This is a genomic window from Streptomyces sp. Ru71, from assembly GCF_002920535.1.
Classification (GTDB): domain Bacteria; phylum Actinomycetota; class Actinomycetes; order Streptomycetales; family Streptomycetaceae; genus Streptomyces.
This window is the reverse complement of sequence record NZ_PQSS01000007.1, coordinates 103,343-118,756: the sequence shown is the minus strand read 5'-3', so window position 1 is coordinate 118,756 and position 15,414 is coordinate 103,343. Positions and strand designations below refer to the sequence as shown.

Sequence of the window (15,414 nt, the reverse complement as noted above, 5' to 3'; positions counted from 1 at the left end):
TGGTCAGGGGCAGCCTAGATCCCCTCGTCGCCGCTCCGGGGCTGGCACGCTGTACGCGTTCACGGCACAGCGCCCGGCCCGGCCCGGCGAGCGCCGGGGACGAGGGGAACAGTGCCGGTGCGGGTCGTCCCGCGCGACATCGGGCCGGCTCGGTGGCTGACGGTTGGGAGTCAACACATGTACGACTACGACCTGCTGGTCGTCGGCTCGGCCAATGCCGATCTGGTGGTCGGCGTGGAGCGCCGCCCGGCGGCCGGGGAGACCGTCCTCGGCTCCGACCTGGCCGTCCACCCGGGCGGCAAGGGCGCCAACCAGGCGGTCGCGGCGGCCCGGCTCGGGGCGCGAACGGCCCTGCTGGCGCGGGTGGGTGACGACGCGTACGGCCGGCTGCTGCTGGACTCGCAGCGGGCGGCCGGGGTGGACACGGTGGGCGTGCTGGTCGGCGGGGCGCCGACCGGGGTCGCCCTGATCACGGTCGACCCGTCCGGGGACAACAGCATCGTGGTGTCGCCGGGCGCCAACGGCCGGCTCACCCCGGCGGACGTACAGGCCGCGGGCAGCCTGTTCCAGGCGTCCAGGGTGGTGTCGGCGCAGCTGGAGATCCCGCTGGAGTCGGTCGTGGAGGTCGTACGGTCGCTGGCTCCGGGCAGCCGGTTCGTACTGAACCCGTCGCCGCCGCGGCCGCTGCCGCGCGAGGTGCTGGACGCCTGCGACCCGCTGATCCTCAACGAGCACGAGGCGAAGGTGATCCTCGGGGACGCGCGGGCCGGGGACACCCCCGAGGAGTGGGCGCGGGTGCTGCTCGCCAAGGGCCCGCGCTCGGTGGTGATCACACTGGGCGCGGAGGGCGCGCTGGTCGCCGACGCGCGGGGCGTGACCCGGGTGCCGTCGGTGAAGGTGGACACCGTGGACACCACCGGCGCCGGGGACGCGTTCACCGCGGCGCTGGCGTGGAAGCTGGGCACGGGCGCGTCCCTGGCCGAGGCGGCGGCGTACGCGGCGCGGGTCGGGGCGGCGGCGGTGACCCGGCGGGGCGCGCAGGAGTCGTATCCAACGGCGGACGAGGTGGCCGCGCTGTGAGGATCCGACCTGCCCGGGAAAGTCTTCGAGGGGCCCGGTCCGTCGACCGGGCCCCTCGGTTTCCCCTCCGTATCAGAACCCCCCGAGATCCCCCCCGGGTCCCCCTCCAGAAGTCCTGACACCGAGTACGACCCACCAGGTAGCGGAAGGGTTGTACTCGGTTCCGCATATTTTTTTCGCGGGCCCCGCTAGCGGATCGCGTGCTCCACGAACCGTTCCGCGGTCTCGTCCAGCACCTCCCGGCCGTCCCGCGCCCACAGGCCGTCGTTGAACAGCTCGACCTCGATCGGGCCGGTGTAGCCGGCCGCCTCCACGTACCCCTTCCACTCCCGCATGTCGATCGCGCCGTCGCCGATCTGGCCGCGGCCGTTGAGGACGCCCTCGGGCAGCGGAGTGGTCCAGTCGGCGAGCTGGAAGGTGTGGATACGGCCGCTCGCGCCGGCCCGGGCGATCTGCGCGGGCGCCTGGTCGTCCCACCAGATGTGGTACGTGTCCACGGTCACGCCCACCTGCCGGGCCGGGAAGCGTTCGGCGAGGTCCAGCGCTTGGGCGAGGGTGGAGACCACGCAGCGGTCGGAGGCGAACATGGGGTGCAGCGGTTCGATGGCCAGCTTCACGCCATGCGCCTCGGCGTAGGGGCCCAGCTCGGCCAGCGCGTCGGCGATGCGTTCACGCGCGCCCCGCAGGTCCTTCGAGCCGTCCGGGAGGCCCCCGGAGACCAGGACCAGGACGTCCGTGCCGAGGGTGGCCGCCTCGTCGACCGCGCGCCGGTTGTCGTCGAGCGCCCTCGTGCGTTCGGCCGGGTCGATCGCGGTCAGGAAGCCGCCGCGGCACAGCGTCGTCACGGTCAGGCCCGCGTCGCGGACCAGCTTGGCGGTCGCCTCCAGACCGTACGCCTGGACCGGTTCGCGCCACAGGCCGACCTTGTCGACACCCAACTCGCGGCAGGCGTCGGCGAGTTCGGGCAGCGACAGCTGCCTGACCGTCATCTGGTTGATGGAGAAGCGGGACAGGTCGCCGGTCACTGGGTCACTCCGTACAGCGCGAGCAGGGTCTTCATCCGCTCCTCGGCCAGCTTGGGGTCCGGGAACAGGCCGAGGGAGTCGGCGAGTTCGTAGGCGCGGGCGAAGTGCGGCAGGGAGCGGGCCGACTGCAGGCCGCCGACCATCGTGAAGTGGGACTGGTGGCCGGCCAGCCAGGCCAGGAAGACCACGCCCGTCTTGTAGTAGCGGGTGGGCGCCTGGAAGAGGTGGCGGGAGAGTTCGACCGTCGGGTCGAGCAGGGCGCGGAAGCCGGCCCTGTCGCCGGTGTCCAGGACGCGGACCGCCTCGGCCGCGAGCGGGCCCAGCGGGTCGAAGATGCCGAGCAGGGCGTGGCTGAAGCCCTGCTCGTCGCCCGCGATCAGCTCCGGGTAGTTGAAGTCGTCGCCGGTGTAGCAGCGCACGCCCTGCGGCAGACGGCGACGCAGGTCGATCTCGCGCTGGGCGTCCAGCAGGGAGACCTTGATGCCGTCGACCTTCTCCGGGTGCGCCGAGATCACCTCCAGGAAGGTGTCCGTGGCCGCGTCCAGGTCGGTGGACCCCCAGTAGCCCGCCAGCGCCGGGTCGAACATGGGGCCGAGCCAGTGCAGGATCACCGGGTCGGAGGCCTGGCGCAGGAGGTGGCCGTAGACCTCCAGGTAGTCCTCGGGGCCCTTCGCCGTGGCGGCCAGGGCGCGCGACGCCATCAGGATGGCCTGCGCGCCCGCGTCCTCGACGACGGCGAGCTGCTCCTCGTACGCGGCCCGGATCTCCGGCAGGGTCCCGCCGGTGATCTGGTCGGTGCCGACCCCGCAGGCGATCCGGCCGCCGACCGCCTTGGCCTCGGCGGCGGAGCGGCGGATCAGTTCGGCCGCGCCCGCCCAGTCCAGGCCCATGCCGCGCTGGGCGGTGTCCATGGCCTCGGCGACGCCGAGCCCGTGGGACCACAGATGGCGGCGGAAGGCCAGGGTGGCGTCCCAGTCGACGGCGGCCGGGGAGTCGGGGGTGACGTCGGCGAAGGGATCGGCGACGACGTGCGCCGCCGAGAAGACCGTGCGGGAGGTGAGGGGGGTGGAGGAGGTGACGAGGAGGGGTTCGGTGCGCGGCTCGTAGGTGCGCAGGGCCCCTTGCGCGTCGGGAAGGCGGATGGTCACAGCGCGATCTCCGGAACCTCGATACGGCGGCCCTCGGCCGAGGACTTCAGGCCCAGCTCGGCGAGCTGGACGCCGCGGGCGCCGGCGAGCAGGTCCCAGTGGTAGTCGGCACCGGCGTACACATGCTTGAGGAACAGCTCCCACTGGGCCTTGAAGCCGTTGTCGAAGTCCTGGTTGTCGGGGACCTCCTGCCACTGGTCGCGGAAGACCTCGGTGGCGGGGATGTCCGGGTTCCACACCGGCTTGGGGGTGGCGGAGCGGTGCTGGACGCGGCACTTGCGCAGGCCCGCCACGGCGGAGCCCTCGGTGCCGTCGACCTGGAACTCGACCAGTTCGTCGCGGTTGACGCGCACGGCCCAGGAGGAGTTGATCTGGGCGATGGCGCCGCCTTCGAGCTCGAAGATGCCGTACGCGGCGTCGTCCGCCGTCGCGTCGTAGGGCTTGCCGTGCTCGTCCCAGCGCTGCGGGATGTGGGTGGCGGTCAGGGCCTGCACGGAGGTGACGCGGCCGAACAGCTCGTGCAGGACGTACTCCCAGTGCGGGAACATGTCGACGACGATGCCGCCGCCGTCCTCGGCGCGGTAGTTCCAGGACGGGCGCTGGGCCTCCTGCCAGTCGCCCTCGAAGACCCAGTAGCCGAACTCGCCGCGCACGGACAGGACGCGGCCGAAGAAGCCGCCGTCGATGAGGCGCTTCAGCTTCAGCAGGCCCGGCAGGAAGATCTTGTCCTGGACGACGCCGTGCCTGACGCCCTTGTCGTGGGCGAGCCGGGCCAGTTCCAGGGCACCGTCCAGGCCGGTCGCGGTCGGCTTCTCGGTGTAGATGTGCTTGCCGGCGGCGATCGCCTTCCTGATGGCCTCCTCGCGGGCGGAGGTGACCTGGGCGTCGAAGTAGATGTCGACCGTGTCGTCCGCCAGTACGGCGTCCAGGTCCGTCGACCAGTGGTCCAGGCCGTGCTGCTCGGCGAGCGCCTTCAGCGCGTGCTCGCGGCGGCCGAGGAGGACCGGCTCGGGCCACAGCACGGTGCCGTCGCCGAGGTCGAGGCCGCCCTGCTCGCGGATGGCCAGGATCGAGCGGACGAGGTGCTGGCGGTAGCCCATGCGCCCGGTCACGCCGTTCATGGCGATACGCGCCGTCTTGCGTGTCACGTCTGTCCCTTCGTGGGCGCGGCGGCGCCCGGTTCTCCGGCCGGCCGGGCCGTCGTGCCCTCGGTCCGGCAAGGCGTGCAGTAAGCGCTTTCTATACGTGAGAAACTAGCCGCTGAGCAGTGGTCTGTACAAGGCCGTGCACAAGACGAGTTGTTCGAGGGGGCGAACAACGCCGCCGGGTGGCCTAATGTCTGCTCGGAACCGTGGGCGTGGGCCCGGGTGTGTACGAGGGCGTACGACGAGATGCGCGACCGGAGGACGACGAGATGACGGTGACCCTGGCGGACGTGGCGGCCCGCGCGCAGGTCTCCCCCGCGACGGTGTCGCGCGTGCTGAACGGGAACTACCCGGTGGCGGCATCCACCCGGGAGCGGGTGCTCAAGGCCGTGGACGAGCTGGACTACGTCCTCAACGGGCCCGCCAGCTCGCTGGCCGCGGCCACCTCCGACCTGGTCGGCATCCTGGTCAACGACATCGCCGACCCGTTCTTCGGGATCATGGCCGGTGCCATCCAGGGGGAGATCGGCGGGCCTGGGGGGCGCGCGGGGGGCGAGAGACTCGCCGTCGTGTGCAACACCGGGGGGTCACCGGAGCGGGAGCTGACCTACCTCACGCTGCTCCAGCGGCAGCGGGCCGCGGCCGTGGTGCTGACCGGCGGAGCCCTGGAGGACCCGGCGCACCGTGCCGCCATGGCGGCGAAGCTGCGCAAGCTGGTGGACGCGGGGACGAAGGTCGTGCTGTGCGGGCGGCCGCCGGTGGAGGACGCCGGGGTGATCGCGCTGACCTTCGACAACCGGGGCGGGGCGCGGCGGCTCACCGAGCATCTGATCGGGCTCGGGCACCGGCGGCTCGGGTACATCGCCGGGCCCGAGGAGCGGACGACGACGCGGCACCGGCTGGAGGGGCACCGGGAGGCGCTGGCCGCGGCGGGGATCGAGGAGCTGCCCGAGTGGACCGTGCACGGGCGCTACGACCGGCAGTCGGGGTACGAGGCCACGTTGGAGCTGCTGCGGCGGGATCCCTCGTTGACGGCTGTCGTGGCGGCGAACGACTCCGTCGCGTTGGGGGCGTGTGCGGCGCTGCGGGAGTCCGGGCTGCGGATTCCTGCTGATGTGTCTGTGGCCGGGTTCGATGATCTGCCGTTCAGTGTCGACGCGGTGCCTTCGTTGACGACCGTGCGGTTGCCGTTGGCTGAGGCGGGGGCTCGGGCCGGGCGGATTGCCATGGGGCGGGAGGAGGCTCCGCCTGGGGGGATCGCCACGGTTCGGGGGGAGTTGATGGTTCGGGGGTCTTGTGGGGGGCCTCGGGTGGGGTGACCTTGCCTGTGGCGTTTGTTCCGGGGGCCTGCGGCGGCCCGTTGCTGGTGCGTTGTGGCTGGTCGCGCAGTTCCCCGCGTTACCCTGCGGCGGCCTGTTGCTGTTGCGTTGTGGCTGGTCGCGCAGTTCCCCGCGCCCCTGGAATGCCTGCGGCGGCCTGTTGCTGTTGCGTCGTGGCTGGTCGCGCAGTTCCCCGCGCCCCTATATGCCTGCGGCGGCCCGTTGCTGTTGCGTCGTGGCGTGCGTTGCGCCTACGGCCGGTTCGTGAGTCGGCGCCGGGGTGGGGGGTGTCCGTCCTCGGTCCGGCCCACTGTCCCCGACACGGTGGCTGTCGGCGGTGCCGGCCGCTGCGGGCGGACACCCCCCACCCCGGCCCCTTCCCGCCGTGCGCGGGTGCCTCGCCGTCGTGCTGTCGGAATTCGTGGCCCCCTCTTGCGGGCGGGGGGCCGGGTCTTCCGCGATGATCGGAGGGGGTGCCGGTGTCACCGAGCGAGGAGCGGAGTGGGTTCCATGCGCACCGTGGCCAGCGAGTTCATCAGTCTTGACGGTGTCGTGCAGGCGCCCGGCGAGCCGGAGGACACCGACGACGACTTCGCGCACGGCGGCTGGTCGTTGCCGTATGTCGATCCGGAGGTCGTCGGCGGCGCGTTCGAGGGGGCGCTCGCCAAGGCGGACGCGCTGCTGTGCGGGGAGCGGACCTGGCAGACCATGGCCACGTTGTGGCCGGAGCGGGCCGGGGAGATCTTCGCCGACCGGATGAACGCCGTTCGGGCGTACGTGGTGTCCGGGACGCTGGTCGAGTCCGATCTGCCCTGGCCGAACATGAGGCTGATCCCGGCCGGGGAGGCCATGGACCGGATCGAGGATCTGCGGGCCACGCCGGGAGGTGACCTGCTGATCGCCGGCAGCCCGCGGCTGGTGCGCTCGCTGCTGACCGAGGGGCTGCTCGACGAGCTGATCCTGATGCGGATGCCGGTGCTGCTGGGGGGCGGTATGTCGATCTTTCCGGCGGACGGGGTGCGGCGGCCGTTCCAGCTGGTGTCGACGGTCAGCGCCAAGACGGGTGCGGAGGTGTGCGTGTACCGGGCCGTGGCACAGGAGTAGCCGGGGGTGGGGCGGCGGCCTAGGCTGGGTGCACGGTTTTCTCTGACTGAGTCAGAGATTGTTTTCAGCATCGGGGTCGGCCATGACCGTTCAGGACATTCGCTCCTTCAACCGCTTCTACACCCACCTCATCGGCGCCCTCGACTACGGCCGCCACCTGTACGCCCCGTACACCCTCACGGAGACGCGTGTCCTGTACGAGCTGGCCCACGCGCCGCGGACGGACGCCGCCGATCTGCGGGCCCAACTGGCGTTGGACGCCGGGTACCTCAGTCGGATCCTGAACCGGTTCGAGCGGGACGGGCTGGTCGAGCGGGTGCCCTCCGAGACGGACACGCGGCGGCGCCGGGTGGTGCTCACCGAGCGCGGCCGGGACGCCGCCGGGCTGCTCGACGAGCGGGCCCGTCAGACCGTCGGCGCGCTGCTGGCCACCGTGCCGGCGGACGACCGGCCCCGGCTGGCGGAGGCGATGCGTACGATCCGGTCCGTTCTCGGGGAGCGGCGGGCGCCCTCGGCCGAGGACGTCGTGCTGCGCGGGCCCCGGCCCGGTGATCTGGGCTGGATCGTGCAGCGCAACGCGGCCGTGTACGCCGCCGAGTACGGGTGGGACGGGGAGTACGAGGGGCTCGTGGCGCGGATCGTCGCCCAGTTCGCCGAGGACCATGACCCGCTGGTGGAGCGGGTGTGGATCGCCGAGCTGGACGGGCGCCCGGTGGGCTGCGTGATGTGCGTGCGCGACGACGCCCCGGACACGGCCCGGCTGCGGCTGCTGCTGGTCGAACCGGAGGCCCGCGGCCTCGGCATCGGCGACCGCCTGGTGACGGCGGTCGTCGATTTCGCTCGTGGTGTGGGGTACCGGTCCGTTGTGTTGTGGACGAACGATGTTCTGTCCGCTGCCCGGCGGATCTACCAGCGGCACGGGTTCGTGCTCACCTCTGAGAAGCCGCACCGGTCCTTCGGGAAGGATCTGGTGGGGCAGGACTGGCGGCTGGACCTGCCTTGACGTTTGAAGCGGCGGGCTGCGAGTAGGGTCCTGGGCATGAAGCTGGCGTTCTCCACTCTCGGTGTGCCCGGTCTGCCTCTTCCCGACGTGCTGCGGCTGGCCACCGCGCACGGCTATCACGGCGTCGAGCTGCGCGCCCATCCCGAGGAGCCGGTGCATCCGGGCCTCTCCCCCGCCGAACGGGCCGATGCCGCCGCCTTGTTCAAGGCGGCCGGTGTGGAGGTGCTCGGGGTCGCCGGGTACACGCGCGTGGCCGCGCCGGGCGACGACGGGCCCGTACTGGAGGAGATCCGCGCCCTGCTGCAGCTGGCCCATGACCTCGGGGCGCCCTTCGTGCGGGTCTTTCCCGGCGGCGGTGAGCAGTCGCGCGAGGAGGCCGACGCGACGGCCGCGCGGCGGCTCGGCACGGCCGCGAAGGACGCCTCCGCGCTGGGGGTGCGGATCCTGCTGGAGACCCACGACTCGCACCGCACCGGCGCCGACGCGATCCGGGTGCTCGGCCCCGTGGGGCACGGCAGCGTGGGTGCGCTGTGGGACGTGATGCACACCTGGCTGGGCGGCGAGCAGCCGTCCCAGACATACGCCGCGCTCGCCCCGCACCTGGGCTATGTGCAGGTCAAGGACATCGCTTCGGCCGACGACACCACTCCGCTGGCGCTGGGCGCGGGGGTGCTGCCGCTGGCCGAGGTCGTGGAGGTGCTCTCCCGGCACGGCTGGGACGGCTGGCTGTGCTGGGAGTACGAGAAGCGCTGGTACGAGTCGGCGGCACCGCTGCCGGAGCTGCTGGACGCGGGGCGGGAGCGTCTGAGCCGGTTGCTGAGCGAGTCGGCCTGAGCGACGGGACCGGGGGCTGGTGGAGTCGGCGGCCCAGTAGTACGTGGGCCCCGCCAGGTCTCACCTCGTGTAGCGCGCGATCCGGTGTTCCAGGCGTGTGCGGGAGGCCGGCCATTCCTCCGCCGTGATCGAGAAGATCGCGGAGTCGCGCAGGCGGCCCTCCTCGCCCGGGGCCCAGGAGCGGGACCAGTTGCGCAGGACGCCCTCGAAGCGGGCGCCGGCCGCGGCGATCGCCGCGCGGGAGCGGGCGTTGCGGGCGTCGGTCTTCAGGTCCACGCGGGACACGTCCCACTCCTCGAAGGCGTGGCGCAGGAGCAGCAGCTTGGCCTCGGCGTTCACGCCCGTGCCCTGTGCCGAGGCCGCGAGCCAGGTGAAGCCGATCTCGACGGCGTCGAGTCCGTCCTCGGACAGCCAGCTGCGCGGGTCCAGGTAGCCGGTGGCGCCGACCACCCGCCCCGTGGCGCGGTGCACCTGCACGTACGGAGCCAGCCAGCCGGACGCCGCGCGGGCCAGCTGGGTGTCGATGTACGCGTCCACTTCGTGGCTGCGCGGCACCCAGGTGAAGGCGTAGGTGTCCCGGTTCTCCTCGGCCGCCTCCGCCAGCCCGGCGGCGTGCCGGTGCTCCAGCGGCTCCAGGCGCACCAGCGTCCCCTCAAGAACCGGTCCTTCCAGCTTGAAGCTCACGCTTCGTCCCCCTCATGATCGTGCCGCGCTCCCGACGACCGGTGAGTCTTCCTCAGCCGGTGGCCGGCGTCGACCGAAATAGCCGGGGGTCCGCCGCCGCGCCGGTGCCAGGGACGTGAGAGCCACCCCGCCCACCAGCAGCGCCGCCGCGCACCACCGCAGCCAGGTCACCGGCTCGCCCAGGAACAGGGCCGCCGACGTCATGCCGAACACCGGCACCAGCAGGGAGAAGGGGGCGACCGTGGACGCCGGGTGGCGGCGCAGCAGCCAGCCCCAGGCGCCGAAGCCGAACACCGTCGTGACCCAGGCGACGTACACCACCGTGCCGGCGCCCTGCCAGTCCAGGGCGCGCAGGGCGTCGTAGTCCCGGGACGGGCCCTCCAGGAGGAGGGAGAGGGCGAGGAGGGGCAGGACGGGGACCGTGCTCACCCACACCATGAAGTTCAGCGCGTCGGGCGGGGCGGCCTTGCGGGTGAGGACGTTGGACAGGCCCCAGCACAGGGCCGCCGCGATGACGAGGGCGAAGGCGCCGAGCGGGCCCGAGGCGCCCTCGTCGACGGCCGCCACCGCGATGCCGGACACGGCCACCAGCATGCCCAAGGCCCGCACGCCGGTGGGGCGTTCGCCGAGCACGGCTGCGGCGATCAGGGCCGTGAACACCGCCTGGATCTGCAGGACCAGCGAGGACAGGCCGGCCGGCATGCCGGCGTCCATGCCGACGAACAGCAGCCCGAACTTGGCCACCCCGAGGACGAGTCCGACGGCGACGATCCACCGCCAGGCCACCTTGGGGCGGCCGACGAACAGCACGGCGGGGACCGCCGCCGCCAGGAAGCGCAGGGCGGAGAACAGCAGCGGCGGGAAGTGGCCGAGGCCGATCTCGATGACGGTGAAGTTCACGCCCCAGACCGCCGCGACGAGGACGGCGAGGGCCAGATGTGCAGGTCGCATGCGTCGAGGATCACGGCCCGGCACCCTTTAGCACCAGCGATGATTCCTGCACGGTTGGATGAAGCAGTGCTTATGAGAGGAGGGCCCCGTGCTCGATCTGCACCGGCTGCGCGCCCTGCACGCCGTCCATGTCCACGGCAGTGTCGCCGCGGCCGCCGCCGCGCTGGGCTACACGCCGTCGGCCGTGTCGCAGCAGATCGGGAAGCTGGAGCGGGAGACGGGCGCGGTGCTGCTGGAGCGGGACGGGCGGGGGGTGCGGCTCACCGCCGAGGCGCTGCATCTGGCCGGTGTGGCCCGGGAGTTGCTGGCCGTGGTGGAGCGGGCCGAGACGGAGCTGGAGGAGCGGCGCGGGGTGCCGGCGGGACGGCTGACGATCGCCGCGTTCCCGTCGGCCGCGCGCGGGCTGCTGCCCGGCGTACTGGCCGAGCTGGCGGCCCGGCATCCCGCGCTGGACGCCCGGCTCAGCGAGGTCGACCCGCATCTGTCGGTGGACCTGGTAGCCCGGGGCGCGGTCGACCTGGCCGTGGCGCACGACTGGGACATCGCGCCGCTGCCCGCGCCGGCCGGCGTGGAACAGGCGGTGATCGGGGACGACCTGTGCGATCTGCTGGTGCCGGCGGCCCATCCGTTCGCCGGCCGGACGGCGGTGCGGCGGGCCGAGCTGGGCGGGCAGCGCTGGATCTGCCAGCCGCCCGGCCGGGTCTGCCACGACTGGCTGCTGCGCACGCTGCGCGCGGCCGGGCACGAGCCGGAGGTCGTCCACCAGGCCGACGAGAACCCCACCCTGGTCGCGCTCGTCGCCGCCGGGCTGGGCATCGCGCTGATCCCGCGGCTGGGACGCGGCCCGCTGCCCGAGGGCGTGGTGGAGGTGCCGCTCGATCCGCTGCCGGTACGGCGGCTGTACGCGCTGTGGCGCACGGGGGCCGCGCGCCGCCCGGCGATCGCGGAGACCGTGCGCGCGCTGCAGGAGCGGTGGCCGAACGCGGCGGCGCATCCGCCCGGTTGAGCACCGCGCGGGCGGGGAGCGAGCGCCTGCGCACTGTCTTGACTGGCAGAAACTTCCCGGATATTGGTGGCCTCTCGGAAGTTTCCTTCAGCGGTTCCCCCTCCGGAAGGAGCGCACGTGCACCACACCAGCACGGACAGCACGGGAAACACCGCACGACCCGCCAGACGCACCGTCCTCGCCGCGACGGCCGCCCTGACCGCCGCCCTCACCGTCGGCCCCGCCACGACGGCCGCCGCCGCCCCGCACGACGACCGCAGACTACGCGCCCTCGTCTCCCGGATGACCCTGGAGGAGAAGGTCGGCCAGCTCTTCGTCATGCGCGTCTACGGCCACTCGGCCACCGCACCCGACCAGGCCGACATCGACGCCAACCTCAAGGAGATCGGGGTCCGCACGGCCGCCGAGCTGGTCGAGAAGTACCGCGTGGGCGGGGTGATCTACTTCGTGTGGGCGCACAACACCCGCGACCCGCAGCAGATCGCCGCACTGTCCAACGGCATCCAGCAGGCGTCCCTGGACCTGCCGCGCGGGCTGCCCGTGCTCATCTCCACGGACCAGGAGCACGGCATCGTCTGCCGCGTCGGCAAGCCGGCCACGCTCTTCCCCGGCGCGATGGCCGTCGGCGCCGGCGGCTCCCGCTCCGACGCGCGCACCCTCGGCCGGATCTCCGGCACGGAGCTGCGCGCACTCGGCATCCGGCAGGACTACTCCCCCGTCGCCGACGTCAACGTCAACCCCGCCAACCCGGTCATCGGCGTGCGCTCCTTCGGCGCCGACCCGGACGCGGTGGCGGGGCTGGTCGCCGCCGAGGTCACCGGGTACCAGCACGCGGGTGTCGCGGCGACCGCCAAGCACTTCCCCGGGCACGGCGACACCGCCACCGACAGCCACTACGGCTTCCCGGTCATCACGCACAGCCGCGAGCAGTGGCAGACGCTGGACGCGGTGCCGTTCCGGGCGGCGATACGGGCCGGCATCGACTCGATCATGACGGCGCACATCCAGTTCCCGGCGCTGGACCCGTCCGGCGACCCGGCCACGCTCTCCCGCCCGATCCTCACCGGCATCCTGCGCGAGGAGCTGGGCTACGACGGGGTCGTGGTCACCGACTCCCTCGGCATGGAGGGCGTGCGCACCAAGTACGGCGACGACCGGGTGCCGGTGCTCGCGCTGAAGGCGGGCGTGGACCAGCTGCTCAACCCGCCCAACCTGGACGTGGCGTGGAACGCGGTCCTCACCGCCGTACGCACCGGGGAACTCACCGAGGAACGGCTCGATGAATCGATCCTGCGCATTCTGCGGCTCAAGGCCCGCCTCGGGCTGTTCGACGACCCGTATGTGACGCCCGACGGTGTGGAGCGCACGGTGGGCACGCCCGAGCATCTCGCGGCGGCCGACCGGATCGCGGAGCGGACCACGACCCTGCTGGTGAACGAGGGGCATCTGCTGCCGCTGAACCGGCGGGAGCACAAGAAGGTCCTGGTCGTGGGCGCCGATCCGGCCTCCCCGTCGGGCACCACCGGACCGCCCACCAGGGTCCTCGCCGCCGCGCTGACCGAGCTGGGCTTCACCGCGACGGCCCTGTCCACCGGTACGGCGCCCTCCGCGGCGACCATCGACCGGGCCGTGGCGGCCGCGGCGGACGCGGATGCCGTCGTCGTCGGGACGTACAACGTCACCGCAAGCAGCAGCCAGCGCACGCTGGTGCGGCGGCTGCTGGAGACGGGCCGGCCCGTGGTGGCCGTCGCCGTGCGCAACCCGTACGACGTGGCCCAGCTTCCGGACGTACGGGCGTATCTGGCGTCCTACTCGTGGACCGACGTGGAACTGCGCGCCGCCGCCCGGGTGATCGCCGGCCGGGTCGATCCGCGCGGGACGCTGCCGGTGCCGGTGATGCGGGCGGACGATCCGGCGCAGGTGCTGTATCCGATCGGGCATGGTTTGTCGTACTAACGCTACGTTCGCCCCCCGGCGCACCACCCCCAACCGACCCAAAACACCCCGCGCGTCTGGCGTGCGCCCGCGCCCACGGGTCACGCTGGACGCGGGGCGGCCGGGGGGATGGGGATGCGTGCGAGATGGTCCGTGGAGGTGGGGTGCGCGCTGCTGGCCGCGGTGCTGGCGGCCGGCTGCCGGCAGCAGACCGGCAGCGGCGGTGGTAACGGGCTGCAGGGCGGGCGGCCGCCGACGCCCGTCGGGTCCTCCGTCGGACACGGCGCGCAGTTCCTGGGCGTCGGCGAGTGCAGTTCGTTCGGCACGACCAGCTTCACCGAGGTGCCCTGCGGCGGTGAGCGGGCGGCCGCGCGGGTCGTCGCCCGGTACGACGGCGCGGCGTCCGGCGGCCCTGCCTGCCCGCCGGCCACCGACTTCGTGCTGCACATCAGCGAGCAGCGGCCCGCGTCCGACGAGGACGGCGACGGGGTGATCCCGCAGGGCTACGCCTGTATGCGCAATCTCCAGCCCCCGCACCCGGGAGACCCGGGCGGCGGGGGCGGGCCGCGCACCGTCGTCGGCGACTGCGTCTACGGCGTCGGCGACGGCCAGGTCCGGGAGACGGCCTGCGACGGCAGCGGCCGCCGCAAGCCGCAGTACCAGGTGGTGCGGGCCGTGGCCGCCCGGTCGCTGTGCCCGGCGTCCACGGCCCTGTACGTACAGCTCGGCGGGGATCAGCCGGTCGGCTGCGCCCGCCGGATGTGAGCTACGGCCGCAGGGCCGGCTCGCGCTCCACGTCCCGCACGTCCAGCCGGCTGTCGAACTTCGCCAGCGGCCTGGCCGCGGACGCCTGCTGCCCGAGGCCCGCCCAGTCGAGGATGCGGGCGGTGGCCAGCTCCTTCTGGGCGGGCACCAGGCCGGCCACGTTGGCGCCGTGGTTCAGGCCGGGCGCGGTGAGGACGTAGGAGTCCTTCGCGCCCTTGTCGACGCGGAAGCGCTCGCTGCCCCACGGGTCGTTCTGGCCGTACACGAACAGCATGTGCCGGGCGTTGTGCCGCACCCAGGTGTCGACGTCGCGCATCGCCCACGGCTGGAAGCGCATCGGGATCTCGCGCGGGACGAAGTTGCGCGGCGGCTGGTAGCCGTAGCGGATGTACTGCTTCTCGATGTGCGGGAAGCCGATGGTGGGCGCACCGAGCTGGGTGCCGGCCTGGTAGTAGTACGGCGTGTACGTCTGCAGGCCCTGGTCGGTGTAGGCGGAGAAGCCGGAGATCTCGTCGACCGAGTTCCAGATCTCGTCGTCGGTCGCGGTGGCGGCGTTCGCGGGGATCTTGTCGCAGTCGGCGAGCAGGCTGTACTGCCAGAAGCCCCATACGTAGTCCAGGACGACGGCCTCGTAGGCGCGGTCCAGGGAGCCGATGGTGGTGAAGGTGTAGCCGTTGTCGGCGGCGTACGCGGCGTACTTGCGCTCCAGCGGTTCACGGCGCACGAGCGCCTCGCGCTGCACCGCGTTCAGCTTGTCGCGGCACTCCTTGGTGCCGACGGAGGCGAAGAAGCGGTCGTAGGCCGAGTCCTCGTCGTTCACCACGTCGTTGGGGGCGACGTAGGCGACGACGCCGTCCATGTCACGCGGGTAGAAGCGCTCGTAGTAGGTGGCGGTCATGCCGCCCTTGGAGCCGCCGGTGGCGATCCAGTTGTGGGTGTAGAGCGGCTTCAGCGCCTGGAAGACGCGGTGCTGGTCGCTGGCGGCCTGCCAGATGTCCAGCTTGGACCAGTCGGCCGGGGCGGGGCGGGACGGGGTGAAGTAGCGGTATTCCAGGGAGACCTGGTTGCCGTCCACGATCTGGGTGGGTTCGCGGCGGGACGGGTTCGTCGAGACGTTGTAGCCGCTGGTGTAGAAGACCGTCGGACGGCTGACGTCCTTGTGCAGCACGGTGATGCGCTGCTGGAACGTGCCGGCCTCGGGGTGCCGGTGGTCGACCGGCTGGGTGAAGTTGAGGACGAAGTACCGGTAGCCGGGGTACGGCTTCTCCTCTATCAGGCTCATGCCCGGTATGGAGAGCAGCCGGTCCTTGATGTCCTGGCTGCCGGAAGCGTCGGCGGCGGTGGCCGCTCCCGCCGTGCTCAGCGTGCCTATGAACACGGTGAACGCCAGCAGCCATCTGAGCGCCTTGCGCATG

14 protein-coding genes are annotated in these 15,414 nt (G+C 72.6%); 8 read left to right on the top strand and 6 right to left on the bottom strand.

The window, feature by feature from the left end; all coding sequences use genetic code 11:
* Positions 1-177: 177 nt before the first annotated feature.
* Positions 178-1,080: a ribokinase gene (locus C3489_RS06865; protein ID WP_103780851.1), complete on the top strand. Its 903-nt coding sequence runs from the start codon at positions 178-180 to the stop codon at positions 1,078-1,080.
* A 188-nt stretch (positions 1,081-1,268) separates the two neighbouring features.
* On the opposite strand, the gene C3489_RS06860 is transcribed toward C3489_RS06865, so the two are convergent.
* From C3489_RS06860 to C3489_RS06850, 3 genes are read right to left on the bottom strand one after another with little or no spacing between them, the layout of a single operon-like run.
* Positions 1,269-2,069 carry a sugar phosphate isomerase/epimerase gene (locus C3489_RS06860; protein WP_103780892.1) on the bottom strand — a complete coding sequence of 267 codons (801 nt, stop codon included), beginning with the start codon at positions 2,067-2,069 and terminating at the stop codon, positions 1,269-1,271.
* A 32-nt stretch (positions 2,070-2,101) separates the two neighbouring features.
* The gene (locus C3489_RS06855; RefSeq protein ID WP_103780850.1) at positions 2,102-3,253 is read right to left on the bottom strand and encodes a dihydrodipicolinate synthase family protein; all 1,152 of its coding nucleotides are present in this window, start codon (positions 3,251-3,253) and stop codon (positions 2,102-2,104) included.
* Positions 3,250-4,401, bottom strand: a complete 1,152-nt coding sequence (locus C3489_RS06850) for a Gfo/Idh/MocA family protein (RefSeq protein WP_103780849.1) — start codon at positions 4,399-4,401, stop codon at positions 3,250-3,252. The genes C3489_RS06855 and C3489_RS06850 overlap by 4 nt, the downstream gene beginning before the upstream one ends.
* 266 nt (positions 4,402-4,667) lie before the next feature.
* On the opposite strand from C3489_RS06850, the gene C3489_RS06845 reads away from it, so the two are divergent.
* The 4 genes from C3489_RS06845 to C3489_RS06825 all read left to right on the top strand — a co-directional run bounded on the left by C3489_RS06845 (position 4,668) and on the right by C3489_RS06825 (position 8,658).
* On the top strand, positions 4,668-5,717 hold the full coding sequence (locus C3489_RS06845) for a LacI family DNA-binding transcriptional regulator (RefSeq protein WP_103780848.1): 1,050 nt from the start codon (positions 4,668-4,670) through the stop codon (positions 5,715-5,717).
* A gap of 510 nt (positions 5,718-6,227) precedes the next feature.
* Positions 6,228-6,821, top strand: coding sequence for a dihydrofolate reductase family protein (locus tag C3489_RS06835; RefSeq protein ID WP_103780846.1), 594 nt, complete (start codon positions 6,228-6,230; stop codon positions 6,819-6,821).
* Positions 6,822-6,903: 82 nt separating this feature from the next.
* Positions 6,904-7,824, top strand: coding sequence for a bifunctional helix-turn-helix transcriptional regulator/GNAT family N-acetyltransferase (locus tag C3489_RS06830; RefSeq protein WP_103780845.1), 921 nt, complete (start codon positions 6,904-6,906; stop codon positions 7,822-7,824).
* A gap of 36 nt (positions 7,825-7,860) precedes the next feature.
* Positions 7,861-8,658, top strand: coding sequence for a sugar phosphate isomerase/epimerase (locus C3489_RS06825; protein ID WP_181139527.1), 798 nt, complete (start codon positions 7,861-7,863; stop codon positions 8,656-8,658).
* Between the two features lie 60 nt (positions 8,659-8,718).
* On the opposite strand, the gene C3489_RS06820 is transcribed toward C3489_RS06825, so the two are convergent.
* Positions 8,719-9,342 (bottom strand): GNAT family N-acetyltransferase, encoded by a 624-nt coding sequence (locus tag C3489_RS06820; protein ID WP_103780844.1) that lies wholly within the window; start codon positions 9,340-9,342, stop codon positions 8,719-8,721.
* Between the two features lie 12 nt (positions 9,343-9,354).
* Positions 9,355-10,293 carry an EamA family transporter gene (locus C3489_RS06815; RefSeq protein WP_103780843.1) on the bottom strand — a complete coding sequence of 313 codons (939 nt, stop codon included), beginning with the start codon at positions 10,291-10,293 and terminating at the stop codon, positions 9,355-9,357.
* Positions 10,294-10,381: 88 nt separating this feature from the next.
* On the opposite strand from C3489_RS06815, the gene C3489_RS06810 reads away from it, so the two are divergent.
* From C3489_RS06810 to C3489_RS06800, 3 genes are all read left to right on the top strand, one after another.
* Entirely contained in the window at positions 10,382-11,299 is a 918-nt protein-coding gene (locus C3489_RS06810) for a LysR family transcriptional regulator (protein WP_103780842.1), read from the top strand.
* A 117-nt stretch (positions 11,300-11,416) separates the two neighbouring features.
* The gene (locus C3489_RS06805; RefSeq protein WP_103780841.1) at positions 11,417-13,255 is read left to right on the top strand and encodes a glycoside hydrolase family 3 protein; all 1,839 of its coding nucleotides are present in this window, start codon (positions 11,417-11,419) and stop codon (positions 13,253-13,255) included.
* Positions 13,256-13,369: 114 nt separating this feature from the next.
* The gene (locus C3489_RS06800; protein ID WP_181139526.1) at positions 13,370-13,999 is read left to right on the top strand and encodes a hypothetical protein; all 630 of its coding nucleotides are present in this window, start codon (positions 13,370-13,372) and stop codon (positions 13,997-13,999) included.
* A 1-nt stretch (position 14,000) separates the two neighbouring features.
* Here C3489_RS06800 and C3489_RS06795 read toward each other — a convergent pair whose 3' ends face one another.
* A complete protein-coding gene (locus C3489_RS06795; RefSeq protein ID WP_103780840.1) occupies positions 14,001-15,413 on the bottom strand; it encodes a S28 family serine protease in 1,413 nt (470 codons plus the stop codon).
* Position 15,414: the final 1 nt, after the last annotated feature.